Source organism: Streptosporangium sp. NPDC000095, from assembly GCF_042899335.1.
In the GTDB taxonomy this organism is placed as follows: domain Bacteria; phylum Actinomycetota; class Actinomycetes; order Streptosporangiales; family Streptosporangiaceae; genus Streptosporangium.
Genome location: NZ_JBIAZS010000015.1, coordinates 31,479 through 55,335 on the forward strand (window position 1 = coordinate 31,479; position 23,857 = coordinate 55,335).

19 protein-coding genes are annotated in these 23,857 nt (G+C 71.1%); 9 read left to right on the forward strand and 10 right to left on the reverse strand.

The features are described 5' to 3' along the window. Positions 1 to 27 precede the first annotated feature (27 nt). From nrfD to ACFY3V_RS29090, 6 genes are all read right to left on the reverse strand, one after another. Positions 28 to 1,122 carry an NrfD/PsrC family molybdoenzyme membrane anchor subunit gene (gene nrfD / locus ACFY3V_RS29065; protein WP_389777956.1) on the reverse strand — a complete coding sequence of 365 codons (1,095 nt, stop codon included), beginning with the start codon at positions 1,120 to 1,122 and terminating at the stop codon, positions 28 to 30. After that, positions 1,119 to 1,910, reverse strand: a complete 792-nt coding sequence (locus ACFY3V_RS29070; RefSeq protein WP_362903223.1) for a 4Fe-4S dicluster domain-containing protein — start codon at positions 1,908 to 1,910, stop codon at positions 1,119 to 1,121. Before ACFY3V_RS29070 ends, nrfD begins: the two co-directional genes overlap by 4 nt. After that, positions 1,903 to 5,094 (reverse strand): formate dehydrogenase, encoded by a 3,192-nt coding sequence (fdh, locus tag ACFY3V_RS29075; RefSeq protein ID WP_389777959.1) that lies wholly within the window; start codon positions 5,092 to 5,094, stop codon positions 1,903 to 1,905. Before fdh ends, ACFY3V_RS29070 begins: the two co-directional genes overlap by 8 nt. Before the next feature lie 38 nt (positions 5,095 to 5,132). Beyond that, the gene (locus ACFY3V_RS29080; protein WP_362903219.1) at positions 5,133 to 5,627 is read right to left on the reverse strand and encodes a flavin reductase family protein; all 495 of its coding nucleotides are present in this window, start codon (positions 5,625 to 5,627) and stop codon (positions 5,133 to 5,135) included. A gap of 9 nt (positions 5,628 to 5,636) precedes the next feature. Then, positions 5,637 to 6,860 carry a styrene monooxygenase/indole monooxygenase family protein gene (locus tag ACFY3V_RS29085; RefSeq protein WP_362903217.1) on the reverse strand — a complete coding sequence of 408 codons (1,224 nt, stop codon included), beginning with the start codon at positions 6,858 to 6,860 and terminating at the stop codon, positions 5,637 to 5,639. A gap of 188 nt (positions 6,861 to 7,048) precedes the next feature. Next, on the reverse strand, positions 7,049 to 8,083 hold the full coding sequence (locus ACFY3V_RS29090) for an AraC family transcriptional regulator (RefSeq protein ID WP_389777962.1): 1,035 nt from the start codon (positions 8,081 to 8,083) through the stop codon (positions 7,049 to 7,051). 370 nt (positions 8,084 to 8,453) lie between these two features. On the opposite strand from ACFY3V_RS29090, the gene ACFY3V_RS29095 reads away from it, so the two are divergent. Continuing rightward, a complete protein-coding gene (locus tag ACFY3V_RS29095; protein ID WP_389778152.1) occupies positions 8,454 to 9,380 on the forward strand; it encodes a dienelactone hydrolase family protein in 927 nt (308 codons plus the stop codon). Between the two features lie 153 nt (positions 9,381 to 9,533). Here ACFY3V_RS29095 and ACFY3V_RS29100 read toward each other — a convergent pair whose 3' ends face one another. After that, positions 9,534 to 11,678, reverse strand: coding sequence for a glycogen debranching N-terminal domain-containing protein (locus tag ACFY3V_RS29100; RefSeq protein ID WP_389777964.1), 2,145 nt, complete (start codon positions 11,676 to 11,678; stop codon positions 9,534 to 9,536). A gap of 176 nt (positions 11,679 to 11,854) precedes the next feature. On the opposite strand from ACFY3V_RS29100, the gene ACFY3V_RS29105 reads away from it, so the two are divergent. From ACFY3V_RS29105 to ACFY3V_RS29130, 6 genes are all read left to right on the forward strand, one after another. Further along, on the forward strand, positions 11,855 to 13,060 hold the full coding sequence (locus ACFY3V_RS29105; RefSeq protein WP_389777966.1) for a LacI family DNA-binding transcriptional regulator: 1,206 nt from the start codon (positions 11,855 to 11,857) through the stop codon (positions 13,058 to 13,060). 49 nt (positions 13,061 to 13,109) lie between these two features. After that, positions 13,110 to 14,381, forward strand: a complete 1,272-nt coding sequence (locus ACFY3V_RS29110; protein WP_350949059.1) for an extracellular solute-binding protein — start codon at positions 13,110 to 13,112, stop codon at positions 14,379 to 14,381. 69 nt (positions 14,382 to 14,450) lie between these two features. Further along, positions 14,451 to 15,560 carry a carbohydrate ABC transporter permease gene (locus ACFY3V_RS29115; RefSeq protein WP_389777968.1) on the forward strand — a complete coding sequence of 370 codons (1,110 nt, stop codon included), beginning with the start codon at positions 14,451 to 14,453 and terminating at the stop codon, positions 15,558 to 15,560. Then, complete coding sequence (locus ACFY3V_RS29120) at positions 15,560 to 16,447, forward strand: carbohydrate ABC transporter permease (protein WP_362903206.1); 888 nt, start codon at positions 15,560 to 15,562, stop codon at positions 16,445 to 16,447. Before ACFY3V_RS29115 ends, ACFY3V_RS29120 begins: the two co-directional genes overlap by 1 nt. A gap of 98 nt (positions 16,448 to 16,545) precedes the next feature. Beyond that, on the forward strand, positions 16,546 to 16,776 hold the full coding sequence (locus ACFY3V_RS29125; RefSeq protein ID WP_389777970.1) for a zinc-ribbon domain-containing protein: 231 nt from the start codon (positions 16,546 to 16,548) through the stop codon (positions 16,774 to 16,776). A 167-nt stretch (positions 16,777 to 16,943) separates the two neighbouring features. Beyond that, a complete protein-coding gene (locus ACFY3V_RS29130; protein WP_389777972.1) occupies positions 16,944 to 18,473 on the forward strand; it encodes an N-acetylmuramoyl-L-alanine amidase in 1,530 nt (509 codons plus the stop codon). Positions 18,474 to 18,707: 234 nt separating this feature from the next. Here ACFY3V_RS29130 and ACFY3V_RS29135 read toward each other — a convergent pair whose 3' ends face one another. Then, positions 18,708 to 19,757: an aldo/keto reductase gene (locus tag ACFY3V_RS29135; protein ID WP_350949064.1), complete on the reverse strand. Its 1,050-nt coding sequence runs from the start codon at positions 19,755 to 19,757 to the stop codon at positions 18,708 to 18,710. A 100-nt stretch (positions 19,758 to 19,857) separates the two neighbouring features. Between ACFY3V_RS29135 and ACFY3V_RS29140 the strand changes: the two genes are divergently transcribed. Then, positions 19,858 to 20,301 (forward strand): MerR family transcriptional regulator, encoded by a 444-nt coding sequence (locus ACFY3V_RS29140; protein ID WP_389777975.1) that lies wholly within the window; start codon positions 19,858 to 19,860, stop codon positions 20,299 to 20,301. A gap of 232 nt (positions 20,302 to 20,533) precedes the next feature. Here ACFY3V_RS29140 and ACFY3V_RS29145 read toward each other — a convergent pair whose 3' ends face one another. After that, the gene (locus tag ACFY3V_RS29145) at positions 20,534 to 20,998 is read right to left on the reverse strand and encodes a hypothetical protein (protein ID WP_389777977.1); all 465 of its coding nucleotides are present in this window, start codon (positions 20,996 to 20,998) and stop codon (positions 20,534 to 20,536) included. Positions 20,999 to 21,086: 88 nt separating this feature from the next. Then, positions 21,087 to 22,229 carry an RNA-guided endonuclease InsQ/TnpB family protein gene (locus ACFY3V_RS29150; protein ID WP_389777979.1) on the reverse strand — a complete coding sequence of 381 codons (1,143 nt, stop codon included), beginning with the start codon at positions 22,227 to 22,229 and terminating at the stop codon, positions 21,087 to 21,089. Between the two features lie 417 nt (positions 22,230 to 22,646). Between ACFY3V_RS29150 and ACFY3V_RS29155 the strand changes: the two genes are divergently transcribed. Beyond that, on the forward strand, positions 22,647 to 23,615 hold the full coding sequence (locus ACFY3V_RS29155; RefSeq protein ID WP_389777981.1) for an aldo/keto reductase: 969 nt from the start codon (positions 22,647 to 22,649) through the stop codon (positions 23,613 to 23,615). Positions 23,616 to 23,857: the final 242 nt, after the last annotated feature.

Consider the following 23,857-nt stretch of genomic DNA (forward strand, 5'->3'; position numbering starts at 1 on the left):
GGGAACCCCGGTAAAAGACGTCATCGGTCAGGAGTTCTCGTCCGCCCGTCTCCTCAGGCGCTCCCGTTGGGGCACCACCGTGTACTTCGGGTCGGCGGCCGAGGCCTTGCCCACGGCCAGGACGCCGAAGCGAGTGCAGAGGGCGCCCGCGGTGAGGGCGAGACCGGACAGCGCGCCGAGGGCACGGCCGCGCCCGGCGACCGTGGCGAGCAGGGCGCCGCCCACCGTGAGGGCTCGGGCCGTCCGCATCAGGCGGCCCGGCCTGCCCAGCCGGTAGGGTTCGCCGACCAGGCCGAGCCGGTGCTCCATCACCGCGCCCGCGACCGTCTCGACGGCGGCGCCCAGCATCGCGGTGACGCGGGCCGGGCCCGCCTCACGGCGCGAGGTGGCCAGCATGCCCACGGCGCCCGCACCGGCCAGCGCGCTCCCCGCGAACAGGAACGGCAGCTCGCGGTGGGCCTCGTGCCAGGCGGGCACGGCGGTGTCGGCGACGAGCACGGCGGTGTACGTCGCCATCAGCGGCCCGGTCACCACGGCCGCCCAGGCGGCCGCGTCGCCGACCGCGGGCAGGGCACGGGTGACCTTCACCGGGAGCACCGGGATGCGCAGGACGAACCGGGCGGGGAACCGCGTGGCGAGCCCAAGGGTGCCCCCCGGGACAGGCCGGGCCGGAACCCGCAGGGCCGGCCAGGCGGGGAACCACGGGATGGACCGGGCGGGGATCTCCCTGACGGAGCCGGCGGTGACGAGCGCGGAGGCGGCCGAGACGGCCGTCAGGGCGCTGTGGGCGGCCAGGAGCCAGGAGCCGACGCTCATCGGCGAGGTGGGCTTGAACACGCGCAGCATGTTGAGGAACCGTTCCGGCCTGCCGAGTTCGGCGACGAGGAAACCGGCGCCGGCCACGGCACCGGCGGCCGCGGTGACCCTGGCGGTGAGCGCGAGCCGGTCACGCCCGGTGAGCGTCGCCACGGCGGAGATCACCGACGCGGCACCGGAGGTTCCGCCCAGATAGAGGTAGAGCGGCATGTGAGGCTCGTGCCAGATCGGGGCCTTGATGATCGGCTGCCCGTAGTAGGAGCGGAACTCGGCCCCGGGCACCATCGTCTCCTCACCGCGCCTCACCGCGACCACCTCCGCCCGGAAAAGGACCCGGAAAAGGACACCGCCACCACTGCGACCATGGAGAGCGCCGCCCCGGCCGCCCAGCGCCACATGGCGGGCAGATCCCTGGTCGTGACCACCGGGTCAGGAGGCAGGCCGTACACCTCGGGCTCGTCGAGCAGCAGGAAGAAGGCCCCGTCCCCGCCCACGCCGTCGCCGGGGTCCGCCCCGTACAGGCGCGCCCGCGGCCTGCCCTCGCCGCGCAGCAGCTCCACCCGTTCCTCGGCGCGGGCCCGCAGCTCCTCCAGCGGCCCGAACTGGATGGAGTCGGTGGGGCACGCCTTGGCACAGGCCGGTTCCAGCCCGCCGAGCTGGCGGTCGTGGCACATGGTGCACTTGAACGCCCGGCCGTCGCGCTCCCTGCGGTCGATCACGCCGTACGGGCAGGCGGGCACGCAGTAGCCGCAGCCGTTGCAGACGTCGGCCTGTACCACCACCGTGCCGAACTCGGTGCGGAACAGCGCCCCGGTCGGGCAGACGTCCAGACAGGCGGCGCGCGTGCAGTGCTTGCACACGTCCGACGACATCAGCCATCCCTCGATGCCCTGCCCGCCGTTCCCGCCCGGCTGCTCGATGAAGGCCACGTGGCGCCAGGTGTCGGCACCGAGGCCGCCCGTGTTGTCGTACGAGGTGGCGCGGAAGACGAACCCGTCGTCGGGCACGTCGTTCCACTCCTTGCAGGCGACCTCGCAGGCCTTGCACCCGATGCAGATGCTCGTGTCGGTGAAGAAGCCCATCCGCTCAGCCATCGCGGTACTCCTCGATCAGGCCGAGCAGCGCCCTGCCCGTGGGGCGCCTGCCCGGCCGCAGGTCGCAGGTCATGGCCTTGCCCTCCTGGATGTAGACGTTCGGGTCGAGCACGAGCGGCATCAGGTCGTTCACGACGTCGCCGGTGACCAGGCCGCCGCTACCCCAGCCCCAGTGGTAGGGCAGGCCGATCTGGTGGATCGTCGCGTCCCGCAGGCGCAGCGGGCGCACGCGCGAGGTCACCAGCACACGGGCCTCGATCGCGGTGCGGGACGTCACGATCGTCGCCCACCCGCCGTTGACGAGCCCCAGCTCCGCGGCGAGCTCCGTCGACACCTCGCAGAACAGTTCCGGCTGCAGCTCGGCGAGATAGGCCAGCGGCCTGCTCATCCCCCCGGCGGTGTGGTGCTCGGTGAGCCGGTAGGTCGTGAGCACGTACGGGAAGCGCGGTGAGCCCGGCGGGTTGTAGGGGCTCTCCGGGCGCGGGTAGGTCTGGCGCGCCGGGTTCGCCCGCTGCCCGTACAGCGTGTTGCGCACCGGCGACTCGTGCGGCTCGTAGTGGGTCGGCAGCGGCCCGTCCGCCAGTCCCGCAGGGGCGAACAGCCAGCCCTTGCCGTCGGGCTGCATGATGAACGGGTCGGTCCCGGCCAGCGCGTCCTCGGCCAGGGCTCCCTCGGGCGGCACGTATCCGGGCGGCTTGTGCCGCTCGAAGTCCGGCACGTCGAGCCCGGTCCACTCCCCCTTCTCCTCGTCCCACCACAGGTAGGCCTTGCGCTCGCTCCACGGGCGGCCCTCGGGGTCGGCGGAGGCCCGGTTGTAGAGGATGCGCCGGTTGGCGGGCCAGGCCCAGCCCCATTCCGGCGCGACCCTGTTCTGCTCGTTCCCCGGCCTGCGACGGGCCGCCTGGTTCACCTCGTCGGCGTACACCCCGCAGTAGATCCAGCACCCGCACCGGGTGGAACCGTCGGACTTGAGCTCGGTGTAGGCCGACAGGGTCCGCCCGTCGGGGCCGGTGCCGTTGATCTCACGCAGCACCGCCCGCGCCGACGGCTCGGCGTGTTCGCCCTCCTCCGGGTAGTCCCAGGTGAGCTCGCGTACCGGCCGGTCGATCTCGTCGTCGGTCATCCGCCGCCTGATCCGCTTGCCGAGGTGGTAGTAGAACGACAGGTCGCTGCGGCAGTCGCCCGGCGGTTCGACCGCCTTCTCCCGCCACTGCAGCAGCCGCTGGGTGTTGGTGAAGGTGCCGTCCTTCTCCACGTGGCTCGCGGCGGGCAGGAAGAACACCTCGGTGGCAATGTCCTCGGTGCGCGTCTCCCCGGTCTCCAGCTCGGGGCCGTCCTTCCAGAAGGTGGCCGTCTCCACCAGCGTCAGGTCGCGCACCACCAGCCAGTCGAGGTTGGCCAGGCCCAGACGCTGTGCCCGGCCGCCCGAGGAGCCGACCGCCGGGTTCTCCCCCACCACGAAGTAGCCCTTGACGGTGCCGTCGATCTGTCCCATCACGGTGGTGAAATGGCCGTGGTCGCCGGTGACGCGGGGCAGGTTGTCGAAGCGGAAGTCGTTCTCCTCGGTTGCGGCGTCGCCCCACCACGCCTTGAGCAGGCTCACCAGGTAGCAGCGTTTCCTGCCCCAGAAGCCGGTCTCGGCCCCGGCCTTGGCGAGGTAGTCGTCGAGCCCCTCGTGCCGGTGGGCGTGGGGCATCGGCAGGTAGCCCGGCAACAGGTTGAACAGGGTGGGGATGTCGGTGGAGCCCTGGATGCTCGCGTGGCCGCGCAGCGCCAGGATCCCGCCGCCGGGGCGGCCGATGTTGCCCAGCAGCAGCTGCAGGATCGAGGCCGTGCGGATGTACTGCGCGCCCACGGTGTGCTGGGTCCAGCCGACCGCGTACGCCCAGGCGGTGGTACGTTCCCTGCCCGAGTTCGCGGTGATCGCCTCGGCCAGCTCCGCGAAGTCCTCCGGGGAGATGCCGCACAGTTCCGACACCGTCTGCGGGGTGTAGCGGGCGAAGTGCCGCCGCAGGATCTGGTAGACGCAGCGGGGGTGGCGCAGCGTCGGATCCGTGAGCGGCCTCGACGGCGCGGCGGCGCCACCGGAGCCGTACTGCTCGGGGCCCGCCGCCTCGGCGTGCCGGGGACCGCCCTCCATCCGCTCGCCGCCGACGTCGGACGCCTCATCCTCCTCACCGCGCTCGTAGGCCCAGCTCGACGGGTCGTACGCGCGTCTTTCCCGGTCGAATCCGGAGAACAGCCCGTCCAGGTCCTCGGTGTCCTCGAAGTCCTCGGAGATGATCGCCGAGGCGTTGGTGTAGGCCACCACGTACTCGCGGAAGTCCAGCTCGTTGGAGAGCACATGGTTGATCAGCGCGCCGAGCAGCACGATGTCGCTGCCCGCGCGGATCGGCAGGTGGCGGTCGGCGATCGCGCTGGTGCGGGTGAAGCGCGGGTCGATGTGGAACACCTTCGCCCCGCGCGCCTTCGCCTCCACCACCCACTGGAATCCCACCGGATGGCATTCGGCCATGTTGGAGCCCTGGATGACGATGCAGTCGGACTCGGCCAGATCCTGCTGGAAGTCCGTGGCACCGCCACGCCCGAAGCTGGCCCCCAGACCGGGGACGGTGGAGGAGTGTCAAATACGGGCCTGGTTCTCCACCTGGATCGCGCCGAGGGCGGTGTAGAGCTTCTTCATCAGGTAGTTCTCTTCGTTGTCCAGCGTCGCCCCGCCCAGGCTCGCGATGCCCATGGTGCGCCGGACCGTCCTGCCCTCGTACTCCTGCTGCCAGGTCTCCCTGCGGGTCCGCACCACCCGGTCGGCGATCATGTCCATCGCCGTCTCCAGGTCGAGCGGCTCCCAGTCCGTGCCGTGCGGCCGCCGGTAGAGGACTCGGGTCTGCCGGCCGGGGTGGGTGACGAGCTGCTTGCTCGCCGCCCCCTTGGGGCAGAGGCGCCCGCGTGAGATGGGCGAGTCGGGGTCACCCTCGATCTGGGTGACCCGGCCGTCCTTGACGTAGACCAGCTGGCCGCAGCCGACCGCGCAGAACGGGCAGACCGAACGCGCGACGCCGTCGGCCTCCTCGGTGCGGGGCCGCAGGACGTCGGTGCGCGCCGAACGCGCGGCGTCGCCCCTGCCGTCCCCTCCCATCAGCTGCCGGATCACCGGCCAGCGGGAGAGGCCCCTCCGCCGTGTCATCCTCGGGGCTTACCCCGGCTGACCTGCCCTAATCGCCGTCAGGGTTCGCAGAGCGCCATCTCGCGGTCCGGCGCGGACAGCGCCCGGTAGCTCCCCGAGTGGAAGACCAGCGGCTCGCCCTCCTGTCTCCGGAAGTGCTCGACCTCCCCGACGAAGATCAGATGGTCACCTCCGTCGTACGTGGTCACCGCGCGGCAGGCGAAGTGGGCGACGGTCCCGGCGAGGACCGGCACCCCGCCCGGCGCGAGACGGGTCTCCACCCCGGCGAACTTGTCGGGCAGCGGCGTGGCGAACCGCCGTGACAGGTGCTCCTGGCCGGCTGCCAGGACGTTGACCGCGAACCGCTCCGCCTCGGCGAAGGCCGGCGCACTGGGGGCCCGCCGGGACAGGCACCACAGGACGAGCGGCGGGTCGAGCGAGACCGAGGTGAAGGAGTTGACGGTCACGCCCAGCCGGTCACCCCGTGGGGTGGCGGCGGTGACCACCGCCACCCCGGTGGCGAACTGCCCGAGGGCGTCGCGCAGGGATCTCATGGCGCCGCCTCACTTCCCGGCCCGCGCCAGGTACTCGGCCGCGCCGGCCGGGTCCAGGAACCAGTCCGCGTAGTCGGAGGGGTCGTCGAAGCCGTTGACGAAACGGGAGGCCACCTCGGGCAGCTCGCCGGCGGCTCCCAGGAGCTCCAGCACGTGCGGCGGCGGGGGCGCGAGCAGCGCGTTCGTCCAGGTGGTGGCGTGCCGGGCGTCTCGCCAGTAGCGCTCGAAGACCCGCTCCATCCAGGCCCCGTCGTACGGCAACTCGCCGCGCTCCAGGATGTCGGACAGGTAGGAGGCCGCGCACTTGGCGGCGTTGTTGGACCCCTGCCCGGTGATCGGGTCGTTGAGCACGACCACGTCCGCCACGCCCAGGACCGGGGCACCCGACGGGAGCGTCGCCACCGGCCTGCGCACGACCGGCGTGAAGCGGCCGGACAGGACACCGCCGGCGTCGGTGAGTTCGACGTCCGCGGCGCGCTCGGCCTCCCACGGCAGGAAGGTCTCCAGGATCCGCCTGCTCATGGCCAGATGCTCGGCCGGGGTGGCGACCTCCGCCCAGCGGTCCATAGGCCCGCCGGGAACGCCCTCGAACACCATGATCTCGCAGGGGCCGGTGACGGTGAGGGCGGGGAACACGAAGTACTCGCCGACCCCGGGGATCATGTTGAAGCACACCGCGGAGTGGTCGGGCCGCGGTGTGAGGCCGTTGACGTAGGTGAGGGCGAGGGCCCGCTGCGGGGCGTGGTACGGCGAGCGCGACGCGTCCCGCTCGAAGAGCGAGGCGATCGATCCCTTGCCCGCGGCGACCATGACCAGGTCGTACTGGGCGGCGTAGCCCTCCAGGTCCTCCACGGTGGCGTCATGGATGACGATCTTCCCGCCGAGCCGCTCCACCTCGGCCATCCAGGCGGGCATCTTCAGCCGCTGGTCGACCGAGCGGGCGGGGGCGTCGAGCCGGGCGGCCCAGCGGATCGCCGGGTCCCCGTCGGGGCCGGCCACCGCGAACTGGATCCCGTCGATCGACGGGCAGCCGTCCGCCCACAGGTCCAGGCCGAGGTCACGCTCATGGCCGAGGGCGGTGCCGAACATGGCCTGGCTGGACATGACCCGGCCGTCGCGGATGTCCTCGGGGGTCCGGTTGGAGACGACGGTGACGTCGTAGCCGTTCCGCAGCAGGCCGAGGGCGAGGTGGAGGCCCGCCTGACCGGCGCCGACGACAAGGATTCTGCGCATGGTGAGATGTCCTTTCGAGGAGGTTTCGAGAGCTTCGAGGAAGCCTTGAGAGGGCTTCCCCGAAGCGGGGAACGATCGAGCGGCGCCTGGTGAAAAGGTACGACGGCCGCCGCCGCCCATGCCATCCGCTCAGCGCGGGTTCCATCCGTCTGGCGCGGGATCCTCCCCCGCCCCTCCCCGATTCGTCCTCACCTCGACGTCTTGGCCGTCCGACTGCCGGGCCGAGTGCCGTCAGTTACCGCGTAGCGTCTGGGACGGCGTCCGGCCGTAGCGCGCGCGCGGTAGAGGGCGGCGAAGCGCCCCTGGTGCGGGAAGCCCCAGTGGGCCGCCACCTTCGTCACGGTGCACCTGGCCGGATCGCCGGCCGCCAGTTCGTCGTGCACCCTGCCCAGGCGCACATCCCTGAGGTAGGTCATCGGGGTCAGGCCGAGATGGCGGCGGAAGCCCTCCTGGAGCGAGCGTCCGCTGACCGCCACGGCGCTCGCGACCTCGTCCGTCGTGAGCGGCAGGTGGGCGTGGTCGTCGATGTACCGCATCGCCCGGCGCACCACCTTGGGCAGGGCGGGGGGCCGAGGGGCGTTCAGCCGCTCCAGGTAGTTGGACGGTTGCCCGGTGAGCAGGGAGGAGAGCATGGCGTTCTCCAGGTGGGCGATCGCGAGCGGCTGCGCGGCGAGCCCGTCGCCGTACTCGGCCTCCCTGACGATCAGGTCGGCCATCGCCTTCCAGGCTCTCGCCCAGCCGGCGGTCATGTCCATGCCCAGGTCGAAGACGATCGGCCGGTCGAGCCGCTCCCCGAGCATCCGCTCCATGGCGTCCTCGACGACCGGCCGGTCGAATTTGACGATCAGCTGGGGGCAGCCGGCCGCCCAGCGCATGTCGAGGTGTTCCGACGGCGACGGCAGGGAGGCCAGACCCGGCGTCGACACGATCTCCTGGCCGCCGCACCGGATCAGGCTGCGCCCGGCCAGCGGGATCTGCACCAGGAAGAAGGATTCGAGCTCCCCGGGCTCGATGCGGACGTCCGCCCCGTAGTCCAGGTAGTTCACCCGCACGGTGCCCAGCTGGACCGAGTTGAGCCGCGCGGCCAGCCGGGAGGTGCCACCGGTGAGCTCCAGCCGGTGGGGGCAGAACACTCCGGCCACCAGTTCGCGGGCCTCGTCGAGGTCCGCGGTGTCGAAGACCGGCCGGTTACCGAGCGGGACCGGCGCTCCACCCTCGCCCATCGACCCTCCAACCCTCCGCAACCCTCTATAACCGTCTGTAACCATCCGTGCTCGTGCATCTCCGCACGTGCCGCCGCGTGCGTACGACGACGCGAGGTCGCGCACGGCCGGTCCTCACATGATCTACGGATCGGAACCGGCCGACCATGGAGAAATACGCAAAAGCCCGAGGGAGCGTGTCCAATAGTGGACAGGTCTCGCGGGCGAGGCCGGCGGCGTCCTCACGGGCACGTGGAATCCGCGTGGGTCACCGCGGAGGGGGCCTTCGGGAGACCCTCGTCGGAGGCCGCGCGCTCCCCGGTTTTCGGGTGGCGGCACGTGGTCCGGCTTTGCCGTGGCTTTCATTCGCCGGTCCTACCGTGTGCTGGTGATGTCTTTTCACCGGTACCTCGCGGAGGAGGTCGCGGTCGACCACGCGGCGGGGCTCGTCCCCCGGCACGAGGCGCTGCACCGCCTCACCCTCCTCGGGCTGGAGGCACCCGCCGCCGTCGCCCTGCTCGCGACCTGGGAAAGCGGCGGAGGGAACGCGACCGCGCCGTCCGCCACGGGATCCGACACGGCGACGGCGTCCACCGTGCCACCGGGCGGCGAACCGCCCCCGATCTCCTCGCCCCTGCCGACCGAGGAGATCATCTTCCCCGGCACCGAGAGCGGCGTCACCCTCAGGGGCGCCTGGGCGGCGCCCGCGGACCCGCGAGGCGCGGTGCTGGTGATCCACGAGAACCGCGGGCTCACCGACCACATCCGGTCGGTCGCCGGGCACCTGGCGGCCGACGGCTACTGTGCGCTCGCCATCGACCTGCTCTCCCGCGAGGGCGGGACCGCCTCCTTCGAGGACCCGGCTCAGGCCACCGCGGCGCTGGGCGCCCTCTCCCCCGAGCGCCTCGCCGCGGACATGAAGGCCGCCCTGGGCGAGCTGGAGCGGGGCGCCCCCGGCAAGAGGCTCGGCGTCATCGGCTTCTGCTTCGGCGGCGCCATGACCTGGCTGCTGCTCTCCTCGGACGAGCCGCGCCTGTCGGCGGCCGTCCCGTTCTACGGCCCGTTTCCCGGCGACGCCGACCTCTCAGGGGCGAGGGCCGCCGTCCTCGCGATCTACGCCGAGCGGGACGACCGGGTCAACGCCACCCGCGAGGAGGCCGGAACCGCCCTGGAAAGGGCGTGCCTGGAACACGAGATCGTCACGTTTCCCGGCGTCGGCCACGCCTTCTTCAACGACACCGGCCCGCGCTACGACGCCGGCGCCGCCGCCGAGGCCTATCGGCGTGTCCTGGACTGGTTCGGCCGCCACCTGGGCTGAGCGTCCCCGTCCGGCGGCCGACGGGCCCGCGCCGCGGCGGTCGGCGAACGCCCTCTCCGGGAAGCCTCCCGCCGCACGTCCCGCCCATCCGCGCGTCCCCACCCGCCTGCGCGGTACGGTGACGCGCCCGGCTCAGGTCCAGGCACGCTCGGCTCAGGTCGAGGCGCGCTCGGTGAGGATCCCCTCGGGCAGACCCGTCACGACGACCTCGCCCTCCCGGTCGACGGCCGCGCTCACCTCCGCTCCGGCGACCCGCAGACCTCCCGCGAAGACCGCGCCCAGGGGGGCACCGGCGAGCGGGCGCAGCAGCATCCGCCCCTCGGGCACGTCGGGATAGAGGCCGAGTGCCGCGTGCACGACGGTCACCGCGGCGGCGGCGGACCACGCCTGCGGGCGGCAGGCCGCCGGGTAGGGAACCGGACGCCCCAATGCCGACCGGTCGTCGCCGCCGAACAGCTCGGGCAGCCGGTAGCCGAACGTCTCGCCCGCGGTGAGCAGCCCCTCGGCGAGGGTCGCCGCGTGCGTGGCGAACCCGGCGCGGGCCAGTCCGGCGACCACGATCGCCGTGTCGTGCGCCCAGATCGACCCGCAGTGGTAGGACAGCGGGCTGAAGCCGCCCGCGTCCGCCGACATCGTCCTCAGGCCGAAGCCACCGGCCATCTGCGGGGAGACGAGGAGGTCGGCGATCTCCGCCTCCTCCGCCCCGGTGAGCAGGCCGGTGCCGAGCAGGTGCCCGATGTTGCTGGTGAGCGCGTCGACGGGGCGCTTGTCCCGGTCCAGGGCGAGGGCGGGGAACCTGCCCTGTGGCCCCTCCACCCAGAACCTGGCTCGAAAGCGCTCGGCCAGCGCCGCGGCGTGCTCGCGCCAGCGGGCCGCGCCGGGGCGGCCGAACGCCTCCAGCAGGTCGGCTCCCTGCCTGGCCGCCTGGTGGGCGTAGCCCTGCACCTCGACCAGGGCGATCGGCGGCTGGGCCTGGCGGCCGTCGTGGAAGCGCAGCGCGTCGCCGGAGTCCTTCCAGCCCTGGTTCGCCAGGCCCCGGCCGCTGGTGTCGATGTACTCGATGAAACCGTCCCCGTCGGGGTCGGCGTGGTGGCCGAGCCAGCCGAGGGCGGCCTCCAGGTGGGGCAGCAGCGCGGCGACCTCCGTGGCGGGGGCGCCCCAGCGCCAGGCGTCGTGCAGCAGGGCGATCCACAGCGGGGTGGCGTCGATCGTGCCGTAGTAGGCGGCGGGCAGGTGCAGGTCGTTGCCCTCGACCGTGAAGTCGTGCCGGCGCAGCTCGTGCATGATCTTCCCGGGGGCCTCGCCGGAGCCCGGATCCAGCCTGGTTCCCTGCCTGCGGGCCAGCACCCGCAGGGTGCCCATCGCCAGTTCCGTGCCGAGCGGCAGCAGCATGCGGGCGGCCCAGATGCTGTCGCGGCCGAAGAGGGTGAGGAACCAGGGCACTCCGGCGCCGAGGAAGACGTCACCGGGGGCCGCGGTCTCGGCCAGTCGCAGCGAGCGCAGGTCGTCCATGGACTGCTCGAAGAGCCTGCTCAGCCGGTGGTCGGCGGCGACGACGCGGGGAGTTCCCTCGCCCGCCCACTCGGCGGGGCGATCGGGCGCGGTCACCACGGCCTGGGGGTCGCGCACCTCGACCCGCCACGACAGGGTGACCCTGGCGCGGGGCGCCAGCTCGACCGGCCAGCGCAGGAAAGCCGTGCGCGCGGACCCGGTGGACCCGGCGGACTCGGCCCGCGCGCCCGTACCGGTCGCCACGACGTGGACGCCGCCGGAGTTCCAGGAGATCTGATCGGGCGCGGTGCGCTCGGCCGCCGCCTCCGCGGTGTCGCCGCCGGACTTGACCACCTCGATGGGGGCGAAGTCGCAGCCCAGCTCCAGGCTCACGACGGCGGCGACGGGAACGGTCGCGCTGGAGACTATCTCGACGCGTTCTTCCATGCCACCCGGTGTGACCTGCCGGAACCGCTCGATCCGTACAGTGGGATCGGGGACGGGGTCGCCCAGCCATCGGGCCAGCGTGACGAACCCGGTGGCGCCAGGCCCTCTCTGGGCGTGGCCCACGGCCTCGGGCTCTCGGCCGTCGATCGTCAGGACGGCCCGCGACAGGGCGCGGGAGTCCGCGTGGAACACGCCCTGGACACCGGCCGGGCGGATCTGCCCGTCGCCGCCGCTCAGCGCGACGGTCGGCGCCAGCACGGTGCTGACGAGATCGTGCAGCAGGGGCTGGAGGCGGTAGGCGTCGGCGGAGCCGCCCACCGCGACCGCCTGTGGGCTGGGGGATGAGGCGTCGTCGAGCACGACTGACTCCCTGAGATCGTGTCGAGCCGGTGACGTCTTGACAGAAGACGGCCGGGGGGTACACATTGCGAAACACTCTCTTTACTTGAACGATCCAACCATTACGCTCCGTTTACTTGAACGATCCAATCATGCCTCATACCCCTTTGAACGTTCAAACCCCTAGAAGGGTGCAAATGGCTGCAAAAGTGACGATCACCGACGTCGCGCGCCGTGCAGGGGTGTCGCGCCAGACGGTGTCGAACGTGCTCAACAGCCCCGAACTCGTCCGCGAGGAGACCCGCGACCGGGTGCGGGAGGCGATCGAGACGCTCGGCTACCGGGCCAGCCAGGCCGCCCGGCAGATGCGAACCGGCCGATCACGACTGATCGCGACGCGTATCGAACCCGACCGGGACGGGATCAACGGCTCGGTCCTGGACCGCTTTCTGCACGGGCTGACCGCCTCGGCGGCCCGTGCCGGATACCGGATCCTGCTGTACGCGGCGGGCGACGAGCGTACGGAGATCGACACCTTCGACGAGCTGGTCGGAAGCCACGAGCCGGACGCCTTCGTGCTCACCAGCACCTACCACGGCGACGGCCGCCCCGCGTGGCTGCGCGAGCGGCGGCTGCCGTTCGTCACGTTCGGACGGCCCTGGGGAGACGCGGGAGACGCGGCGGACGGCGACGCCGCTTCCGGCGGGACGGCCGCGGATCCGGGGTACCCCTGGGTGGACGTGGACGGCGCGGCCGGCACCGCGGCGGCCACCCGCCACCTGCTCGACGCCGGTCACCGGCGGATCGGCTTCCTCGGCTGGCCGCGAGGCTCCGGTGTGGGCGACGACCGCAGGTCCGGCTGGGCGAGGACCCTCGCCGCCGCCGGGATCGACCCGGCCGGCCTGGACCAGGCCACGGACGACGGGGTGGCCGACGGCGAGAAGGCGGCCCGTGAACTGCTGCGTGCCGAGCGGCCGATCACCGCGCTGGTCTGCGCCAGCGACTCGCTCGCCCTGGGCGCGCTGCACGCCGTCCGCTCCCTGACCGCCTCGGGACAGCTGATCGCCTCGGGACGCCTGACGGCCGAGGGGCGTCTCACGGTCGCGGGACGGGCCGGCGACGAGGAAGGCCTCCCGGTCAGCGTGATCGGTTTCGACGACACGCCGGTGGCGAGGGCGGTGGGGCTGAGCAGCGTGAGCCAGCCGCTCGCCGAGGCCGCGGCCGGCTGCGTGGGCCTGCTCACCCGGCTGTTCGACCCGCCCTCCCCCGGCGACCCCGGCACCTCTGCGGCCTCCGTGATCTCCGCGGCCTCCCACACCCCCGAGGCCGGCGCGCACCTCCTGCTCCAGCCGTCCCTCGTCCTGCGGCAGTCCTCGTGGCCGCATGACCACCCGGCCGGATGAACACCTGACTCCTTTCCGGATCCCCCCCCAGAAAGATTGGAAAAGCACGATGAAACAGCCGACCAAGCGACACGGCCTCCGGAGCGCGGCGCTCGCCGCGCTCGCCGCGGGCGCCCTCGCCACCACGGCCGCCTGCGGCAGTGGTTTCGACGACTCCGCCGGGCAGAGCAGCGCCCCGCAGAGCAGCGGGCCCGCCAACCTGCAGGTGCTCTTCGGCTCCTCCGGCGACGCGGAGACGAACGCGTTGCGCGAGGCCGCCCAGGCGTGGTCGGCCTCCTCGGGCAACACCGCGACGATCACCCCCGCCCAGGACCTGACCCAGCAGCTCGGTCAGGCCTTCGCCGGGAGCAACCCGCCGGACGTGTTCTACGTCGACGCCGCGCGCTTCGCCGACTACGCGAGCGTCGGAGCCCTGGAGCCGTACGCGGACAAGATCTCCGAGGCGGCCGACTTCTACCCGAGCCTGCGCGAGACGTTCACCTACGACGGCACCTTCTACTGCGTGCCCAAGGACTTCTCCACGCTGGCGCTGATCGTCAACGACGACCTGTGGAAGAAGGCCGGGCTCACCGACGCCGACGTGCCGACCACCTGGGAGCAGCTCACCTCGGTCTCCAGGAAGCTCAAGGAGAAGGTTCCGGACGTCACACCGCTCGTCATCGGCGACACCCGCGACCGGCTCGGCGCGTTCATGGTGGAGGCCGGCGGCTGGATCGTGAGCCCCGACGGCAAGAAGGCGACCGCCGACACCCCCGAGAACGTCGAGGCCCTGAACTACGTACGGGGTCTGCTGAAGGACAAGCTCGCCCAGTTCCCCAAGCAGGTTGACGCCGGCTGGGGCGGCGAGGCCTTCGGCAAGGCCAAGGCCGTGATGACCATCGAGGGCAACTGGATCAAGGGCGCGATGAAGGCCGACTACCCGGACGTCAAGTACAGCGCCCACGAGTTGCCGGCCGGCCCCAAGGGCAAGGGCACCCTGTCCTTCACCACCTGCTGGGGCATCGCCGCCAAGAGCAGATACAAGGAGCAGGCGATCGCCTTCGTCGAGGCGATGACCAAGGCCGACCAGCAGATGACCTTCGCCAAGGCGTTCGGCGTGATGCCCTCGCGCCAGTCGGCCAAGGACGCCTTCACCCAGGCCTTCCCCGACGACGCGCCGTTCGTTGACGGCGCCGAGTACGCCCAGGGTCCGGTCAACGCCCCCAAGATGGACAGCGTGCTCGCCGACTTCGACACCGCGATCCAGCAGCTGCCCGCGGGTGACCCCAAGAAGATCCTGGCGAACCTGCAGAAGAACACCCAGGCCGCGCTCGGCGACTGAGTCAGATCGGTGCGCGGCCCCGGCCCGGGACAGGGCCGGGGCCGCGCACCGGGCATGAGGGAGACTTACGTGGCCGAGACAACGACCGCATCACGGCGACCCGCGCGCCGCCTTGGTGACAGGACCAGGGAGAACATCGCGGGCTGGCTCTTCGTGGCGCCGGTGGTGGTGATCCTCACCCTTTTCATGCTGCTGCCGATCCTGATGGCACTGTGGGTGAGCCTCACCGACTGGAACGGGCAGGGCAGCCCGTTCCGGGCGCAGGTGCCGTTCGTCGGCGTGGACAACTACACCGAGCTGTTCGCGCGGGACAACCTGACCCGCCTGAACTTCATGACGAGCCTTCGCAACAACTTCTACTACGTGCTGATCGTGGTGCCCGCCCAGACGATCCTCGCACTCGGCCTGGCGTTGATCGTCAACCGCCGGATGCTGAGGGGAAAGACCTTCTTCCGCACCGCCTTCTTCTTTCCCTCGGTGACCAGCTCGGTGGCGATCAGCGTCCTGTTCCTGTTCATCTTCAGCAACTCCGGAGCGGTCAACAGGCTGCTCGCGTTCGCCGGCGTGAGCGGGCCCCCGTGGTTCTCCGACGCGCGGGGCGTACTGCACCTGCTGCTGGGCTCCGTCGGCCTCGTCGACCCGGAGGCACCTCCCGAGGCGCTCACCGGCGGCGGCCCGTTCGGGCTCTCGTGGTGGGACTGGCTGTCCGGTCCCAGCGTGGCCATGTGCACGATCATCATCCTGGTCGTCTGGACCACCTCGGGCACGTTCATGCTGATGTTCCTCGCCGCGCTCCAGGACATCCCGGTGACCCTGGAGGAGGCGAGCAAGCTGGACGGCGCCACCTCCCGTCAGCGCCTGCGCTACGTGACGCTGCCGATGCTCAAGCCGACCCTGTTCCTCGTCCTCACCCTCGGCCTGATCGCCACCTGGCAGGTCTTCGACCAGGTGTACGTGATGAGCCAGGGCAAACCCGCGAAGACCACCCTGACCCCGGCCTTCCTGTCGTACCAGACGGCTTTCAAGGAGCTCGACTACGGCTCCGGCGCCGCCATCTCGTTCGTTCTCTTCGTGCTCATCGTGGTGCTGGCGGCGTTCCAGCGGTGGGTCATGCGCGACAGGGACGCCGGGAGCGGCGGGGTCGCGAAACGCCGCGCGCCGCACCGAAGGAGGGCATGATGTCCGCGGCCAGAACCCCTCCCGCCCGCGCCGAGGATCCGGGGAGGACGGGTGTGCTCCGCTCGCTGTTCTCCACCTTCAGCGGGTACGCCGTCCTGGTCTTCTTCTCGCTGGTCTTCCTCTACCCGTTCGTCATCCAGGTCGCCAACTCGTTCAAGACCGAGCCCGACGCCGCGGCGAACCCGCTCTCGCCGATCCCCGACCCGGCGACGCTGGCAGGCTTCGAGCGGGTGTTCGTCGACACCGGCATGCCGCTGTGGCTGGGCAACTCGCTGCTGGTGACCGTCGTCATCACCGTCGGCCGGGTGTTCTTCGACTCCCTCGCCGGATACGCGCTCGCCCGGCTGCGCTTCCGGGGACGCAAGGCGCTCTTCACCTCCATCGTCGCGATCATGGCGGTCCCCGGGGTGGTGCTGTTCATCCCGAAGTTCCTGGTGCTGAACCAGCTCGGCATCTACGACAGCTACACCGCGCTGATCCTGCCGATCATCGCGGACGCGGCCGGGGTCTTCATCATGAAGCAGTTCTTCGAGTCGATACCGGTGAGCGTGGAGGAGGCGGCGCGGATCGACGGCGCGGGCCGTTTCCGCACCTTCTGGTCGGTGGTGCTGCCGATGGGGCGGCCCGCCGTGATCACCCTGACGATAATCTCCTTCCAGAGCAGCTGGAACGAGTTCCCGCACACCCTGGTGGCCGTCCAGGATCCCAGCCTGTTCACCCTGCCGCGGGGCCTCGCCGACCTGGTCAGCGGCTCTCTCGGAAAAGGCAGCCAGTATCCGCTCAAACTCGGCGCGGCGGTGCTCGCCACCATCCCGGTCGCGATCATCTTCGTGATCTTCCAGCGTTACTTCATCCGGGGCGCCAACGAGGGCGCGGACAAGGGGTGAGGAGGCGGGACAGGGAGTCTGCCGGGCCTGAGCGCCCGGCAGACTCCGTCGGGTGACACGGGGAGGCATAGCGCGCTCGTACCGGGTATGTCTGGATGATGCTCATCTTCGGTCTGCGTACGGTGGCCCATCGGCTCGGGGTGGTAACCCTGACCTGTCGCAACTGCGGCAACACGGCGGCGCAGGTGCTGTCGCGTCGGGTCACCAAGTTCAGCCTGTTCTTCGTCCCGCTGTTTCCGGTACGGACGAGATACGGGATGCAGTGCACCTTCTGCGCGGCCTCGTACGCCATCACCAAGGACGAGGCGAACCGGCTGGCGGCCCACTGACCCCCTTCTTCACCTGCACATATATCGACCTATCAGATGAAAGAAGGGATTTGTCTGAAACAAACAAAGAAGTGTTAATTATTTACACTTGTCGCGTTTCTGCTTTACGGTGCCGAATCAGCCGGTGTCCGAAGGGGACCCGGACCCCCGATTCCTGAGGAGACTCCGTGCAGAACGCCCGGCCGCGCCCGCACCGCCGGTCAGCCGCGATCCTGTCCGCCGTTCTCGCCTTCCTGCTCCTCGCGCCCGCCCAGGCGGCGAGCGCCCGGTCCGCGGGCCCCCTGGCGGACGCCTTCGCCCGAGCCTCCGCCGGCTACGACGTGCCACGCGACCTGCTCGTCGCCCTCGCGTACGCGGAGACGCACCTCGACGGGCACGGCGGCGAGCCGAGCGCGAGCGGCGGGTACGGGGTGATGCACCTTCTCAGCACCCCCGCCGTACGCGTCCTGGAACGCGCGGCCGAGCTGACCGGCACACCGGCGGCGACCCTGAAGAGGGACGACGCGGCCAACATCCTCGGCGGCGCCGCGGTGCTGCGCTCCTACGCCGACGCGCTCGGCCTCGACGCAGGCGCCAGGAAGGACGCCGGACTGTGGTACCCGGCCGTGGCCAGGTACGGCAACGCCTCCGGTTCGGAGACGGCCAGGCTGTACGCCGACACCGTCTACGACCTCCTCGGCAAGGGCCTTGTGGCAGGCGTCGCGGGCGGCGAGGTCGTCACGGTCGCGGCCGTGGAACTGCAGGTGGATCGCGGCGCCTACGAGGGCGTGCGGGAACTCGCCGCCAAGGCCCCGAGCCCCGACTACCCCGCCGCGAGCTGGGTGGCCGCCCACGCCGGCAACCGGGCCGTCGCGAACAGGCCGAAAAGCTCAAAGATCGATCGAGTCGTCATCCACGTCACCCAGGGGGCATACGCGGGCACGATCTCCTGGTTCCAGAACCCCGCCGCGAAGGTCTCCGCGCACTACGTCGTCCGTTCCTCCGACGGTGACGTCACCCAGATGGTCCGCGACAAGGACGTCGCCTGGCACGCGGGGAACAGCTCGTACAACGCCAGGTCGATCGGGATCGAGCACGAGGGGTTCGTCAACAACGCCTCCTGGTTCACCGACGCGATGTACCGCGCCTCGGCGGCCCTGACCCGCGCCCTCTGCGACAAGTACGGCATTCCCAAGGACCGCTCGCACATCATCGGGCACAAGCAGGTTCCCGGCGCCACGCACACCGACCCCGGCTCCCACTGGGACTGGGCCAAGTACATGCGCTACGTCACCGGGGACACCGCGCCCTGGTCGGCGACCGTCGACAACTCCACCGCCGGCGCGTTCACCGCGAGCGCGAACTGGACCACCTCCACCCAGGCGGCCGGGCGCCACGGCCCCGACCACCGCCAGACCACGCCGGTGACCTCCAGTGACGTCGCCTGGTACCGGTTCACCGTCCCCGCCGCGGCCACCTACCAGGTCGAGGTCTGGTATCCGGCCGCCCCCGGCCACAACGTATCCGCCCCGTACATCGTCGCCACCTCCTCCGGCAGCAAGACGGTCTACGTGGACCAGCGCGCCGGGGGCGGCGCCTGGCGGAGCATCGGGACGTTCGCCCTGAAGGCCGGGACGTACAACGCCGTCGGGGTGAGCCGCTGGACCTCCGGCACGGGACTGATCGTCGCCGACGCCGTACGCCTCACCCGGCTCTGAACTCCCCGGGGCTCCCCCGGGCAGGACGGCCCACTCCGGTGCGGTGGGCCGCCCTGCCCGGGAGGGATCACCCCTTGACGGTTCCCACGAGGCCGTTGGTGAGGGGCGTCAGCAGCGGCCAGACGATCCGGCGCAGCAATGGTGACGGCGATGCCCGTCTCGGTCTTGAACTGCTCGGCGGCCTTGCCGTGTCAATAGCGGTGCGCCCCGGGCGCGTCCCGGGCGCGTCCGGGGCTAACCCGCGGCGCGTTCCGTGAGCGGGCGCCGCCGCCGCGCGGTGTCGGTCAGCGAGGGCGGGCGCCAGGCTCCGTCGGGCTGGTACAGGTTCGTCCCCGGCGGCACGATCTCGTCGATCCGGTCGAGGGTCGCGTCGTCGAGGGTGAGCGAGGCGCCCTTCAGCAGCCCCTCCAGCTGGTCCATGGTCCGCGGCCCGGTGATCACCGAGGTGACGGCGGGATGCGCCGCGGCGAAGGCCACGGCGAGCTCGGGGAGCGAGCAGCCGATGTCCGTCGCGAGCTCGACGAGCTTCTCGACGACGTCGAGCTTGGCGGCGTTCTCGGGGATCGAGGGGTCGAAACGGGCGGGCGTGAGCGAGGCGCGGCCGGTGGAGAGGTCGACGGGCTGCCCCTTCCGGTACTTGCCGGTGAGGAACCCCGAGGCGAGCGGGCTCCAGGTCAGCACCCCCATCCCGTAACGCAGGCAGACCGGCAGGACGGCGGCCTCGACTCCCCGGGCGATCAGCGAGTAGGGCGGCTGCTCGGTCCTGAAGCGCTGCAGCCCGCGGCGCTCGGCGACGTTGTGCGCCTCGACGATCTCCTCGGCCGGGAAGGTCGAGCAGCCGAAGGCGCGGATCTTCCCCTGGTGCACGAGGTCGCTCAGCGCGGAGAGCGTCTCCTCGATGTCGGTCGAGTGGTCGGGGCGGTGGACCTGGTAGAGGTCGATCCAGTCGGTTCCCAGCCGCCGGAGGCTCTCCTCGACCTCCTTGATGATCCAGCGCCGCGAGTTGCCGCTCCGGTTGGGGCCCTTCCCCATCCGGAAGTGCACCTTGGTGGCGAGCACGACGTCGTCACGGCGCCCCTTGAGCGCCTTTCCCACGATCTCCTCGGACTCTCCGGCGGAGTACATGTCCGCGGTGTCGACGAAGTTGACGCCCTGGTCGAGGGCGGCGTGGATGATGCGGACACAGTCGTCGTGGTCGGGGTTGCCGACGGCGCCGAACATCATGGCTCCGAGGCAGTGGACGCTCACCTCGATACCGGTGCCGCCGAGGACGCGATAACGCATGGGTCGTGCTCCCTTGATGGTCGTTCCGGACGTGGTGTCGCGACGCCCCGCATCGTAGGATCTAGAGTCGACTCTAGGTCAAGTCCGTATTCTGGTCGGCATGGGCACAACGGGTCTGAGCATCGGGCAGGTCGCCGAGCGCACGGGGTTGAGCGTTCACGCGCTGCGTTTCTACGAGCGCGAGGGCATCCTGGCCAATCCCGTCCGGCGTGACCCCGGCGGGCGCCGCGTCTACGGCGAGGACGACGTGGAGTGGCTCACCCTCTGCGTCATTCTCCGCGCCTCCGGCATGCCCCTGCCCGCGATCCGCCAGTACACGGAGATGGTGAGGCGGGGAGACGGAAACGAGGAGGAGCGGCTCGCCCTCCTGTGCCTGCACCGGGAGCGGGTGACCGCCCAGATCGACCAGCTCTCCCGCTGCCTGGACCTGATCAACCACAAGGTCGGGGTGTACGAGGACATCGTCGACCGGGGAGGCGCCGGCCACGAGTGCGTCGCGCCGCCGTCATCGGAGAACAGGCCGGGGCGCGCGGAACGGTCCTGAGGGAGAGCGGTTCCGAGGGAGAGCGGTTCCGAGGAAATTCCGGGGAAAGGGAAAACAGGGCGAGGAACAGCTCCCGCGCGTGAGAGTTCGCGCGCATGATGGCGTACGTCCACCCCCCGGCTCGGCCCCTCCCGCGCGTGACAGCTCGCGAGCACGATGGCGTACGCCCCGCCCCGGGAGCGTCCTCCCGGGCCGTCCGGCGACACCGTGCCGAGGAGCCGCTCGGGCCCGGTCAGTCCGTACGCCGCACGCGGATGCCGTGGGCGTCGGCCCGCTGGACACCGCCCGCGTCCACGTTGGAGATCCGGATCAGGCCCTCGACCGTGCCCTTCTTACCGTTGCCGGTCAGTTTGAGGATGAGCATCCCCGGGTCGCTCCCGTGGGAGGAGTGCGGGTCCCCGGAGAGCGGGTTCGGCCCCCGCGTTGAGGCGAAGGCCCACTTGTGGTCCGGGGAGACGGCGAAGAGATCGACCGTCGGATCCGCGCTGAACGGCGAGACGAGGTCGACGGTGCCGACGTGGGCGCCGCTCGCCCCGTCGAAGACCTCCGCGACGTTGGCGTCACGGTCACCGGCCCACACGTGACGCTCCCCGGCGGAGGCGAGGACGCCGTGGGCGTCGCGCTCGGGCGAATCGTCGTCGAAGAGCGCCTGGACCGCCGGGGTGTTGGGCGGGTTGGCGAGCGAGTAGCCGCCCATCGGCAGCCTGAAGACGGTCAGCTTCTCGGCCGTAAACGGCCGAGCTTGCAGCTCCTCGCCGTCGATGGCTTCGACGGTCCGGTCCGCGTCAGGCAGCGTGACTCACTGCCCAGCCCGTCTCACCGCGTGCGGCGATGTTGCGGGCTGCGTTGACGTCCGCGTGCTCAGCGAAGCCGCACGACGTACACGAGAAAGAGGCTTGATCGAGCCGGTTCCTGCGGTCCACCTGCCCACACGAGGAGCACTGCTGGGAGGTGAAAGCCGGATCGACGTGGATGACGGCGACCCCGGCCCGGGCCGCCTTGTAGCCGATGAAGCTCCCCAGCTGGTGGAAGCTCCAGGAATGCAGCGTGACCCGCTGGGGCTTGCGAAGCCGTACCCGATCCCGGATGCCCTGGAGGTCTTCCAGGGCGATACCGGAGCCGGTGCGTTCTGCCTCGGTCACGATCTGCTTGGCGATGACATGGTTGGTGTTGGCGGCGAACCGCGCTTCTTTGCGACGGCACTGCTTGAGCAGCCGCTTGGCGGACTTGGTGCGCTTGGACTGCAGGCGGCGGCGTAGCTCGCGCCGGCGGTGCCTGACCGCGTTCAGCGCTTTGCCGCAGTGACGGGTGCCGTCGCTGGTGGTGGCGAGGTTGACGATGCCCAGATCCACGCCCAGGAAGGAGTCCGGGTCCTTGACGTGGGGGGCGGGCACCTCGCAGGTCGCGATCAGGAACCACATGCCGTCGCGGTAGGTGAGATCGGACTCGCCCCTGCGGTGGGCCGACAGGGTCTTGAGCTGTTGGGCGGACGCGGTGAACCGAAGGTTCTTCAGCCTGCCGGCCACCGACCAGATCGACACCGTCCGCGCGTCGAGCTGCCAGGACAGGCAGCGGTCGTCGAACGGCTGGGCGGCATCGGCGCGAAAGACGATCGGCGTGGATTCGGCCCGTGCCCGGCGGGCAGAGCCCACCTTGCCCAGGTTCCCGGCTCGGAGGTTGGCGTGCAGGGTGGCGTAGGCGTCGGCGACCTTCTTGATGACGTGCTGCGCGGCCTGGGCGGCCAGCCCGTACTCGTCCTTGATCTGCGTGTAGGTGTGCTTGCGCAGGTCGTAGTTGCGAAACGTGCGCCGCTCGTGGGCGTGGCGGGAGACCTGGCAGGCGGCCGTGTTGACCGCGCGCAGGGTCGCCTCCAGCGCCGTCGCCTGCTCGGGCGTCGGCAGGAGCTTCACCAGCACCACCAGTTTCACAATCGCACACACTATCCTTCGGCTACTGTCGCCGCAGTGAAATTCCGGCCGAAGCATTTCCCCGTATCCCTGTGGAGCCGACTGTTTTCCGCCTTTGGCCCCACATCCTTATAAGTCTAGAAATCGTATGATTTTCAAAGAAAGCAGGCCAAGACTCCCCCACTCCACGGGATGACAGACTTTCAATAAGCAACTAAACCTCCACAAGGGAAAAAAGAAGATATAACACCATTTCGATATATAAAGCCGTGGGCGGCCTCGGCGATGACAACCGCCGCCGGTGCGACACGGTGCGATGGAGACGGCGGCCGATGACCCGGTGCGCCGCGGTTCGGGGCGGCATGCCGGAGATCGTGGACTCCCCGTGCCCGAACGCTCCGAAAGCCCCCGAGCGCCGTGGTCGCTATATTGGGTGCAATGAACGCGCTGGTCCGACGCCCTCTGGGCCAGACCTCCCTGTCCGTGACGCCGCTCGGCCTGGGCCTGGCGGCCCTCGGCCGTCCCGCCTACATCACGCTCGGCCGCGCCGAGGACCTCGGCGAAGGACGGGACGTCACCACGATGCGGTCACGCACCTGGGCCGTGCTCGACGCCGCGTGGGCGGCGGGCGTGCGCTATCTCGACACGGCGCGCTCGTACGGGCGGGCCGAGGAGTTCCTCGCCGGGTGGCTGCGCGAGCGCGGGATCGCCCCGGGAGGCGTCGTGGTCGGCTCGAAGTGGGGATACGCCTACGTCGGCGACTGGCGGCTGGACGCCGAGCGGCACGAGGTGAAGGAACTCACCGCCGACCGGCTCCGCGCCCAGCTGGAACAGACGCGCGCGCTGCTCGGTGAGCACCTGTCGCTCTACCAGATCCACTCGGCCACGATCGAGAGCGGGGTGCTCGACGACGAGGGCGTGCTCGACGGTCTGCGCGCGCTGCGGGCGGAAGGGGTCGCGGTCGGGCTGTCGACGAGCGGGCCGCGCCAGGCGGACACGATCGAGCGGGCGATCGGGGCCGGGCTTTTCGACACGGTGCAGTCGACGTGGAACCTGCTGGAACGCTCGGCCGGCGAGGCGCTCGGGCGGGCGCACGAGGCGGGAATGGGGGTGATCGTCAAGGAGGGCGTGGCGAACGGCCGGCTGACCGCTCGCGCGGCACCCGCCGCGCTCGCGGCCGTCGCGCGTGAGCGGGACACCACGCCGGACGCGCTCGCGCTGGCGGCCGTACTCGCCAGGCCGTGGGCGGGCGTGGTGCTGAGCGGCGCGGTCTCGGCCGGGCAGCTGCGCGACAACCTCGGCGCGGCCGAGATCGAGTGGGACGCGGAGCTGGACGAGCGGCTCGCCGACCTGGAGGAAGACCCCGAAGGCTACTGGGCACGGCGCGGCGCACTGCCCTGGAGCTGACGGCGACGGAGCGCGGACGGAGCCCTATCGGGTCCTGAGCTGGTTGAGGGTGTAGCCGGTGGCCCGCTTGAACAGGTATTCGGCCCGTTCGTAGGAGAGCCTGCGGCGACCGGTCTCCGGGCACAGGTCGGCGGGTGCGGGAGGCCGGCCGGGGCCGGGTCTGCGGTCGGACAGGAACAGCGGGCCCCGGCGCCGGCCCGCGACGAGGGCGGGGATGAGTTCGGCGGTGCCGGAACGCCAGT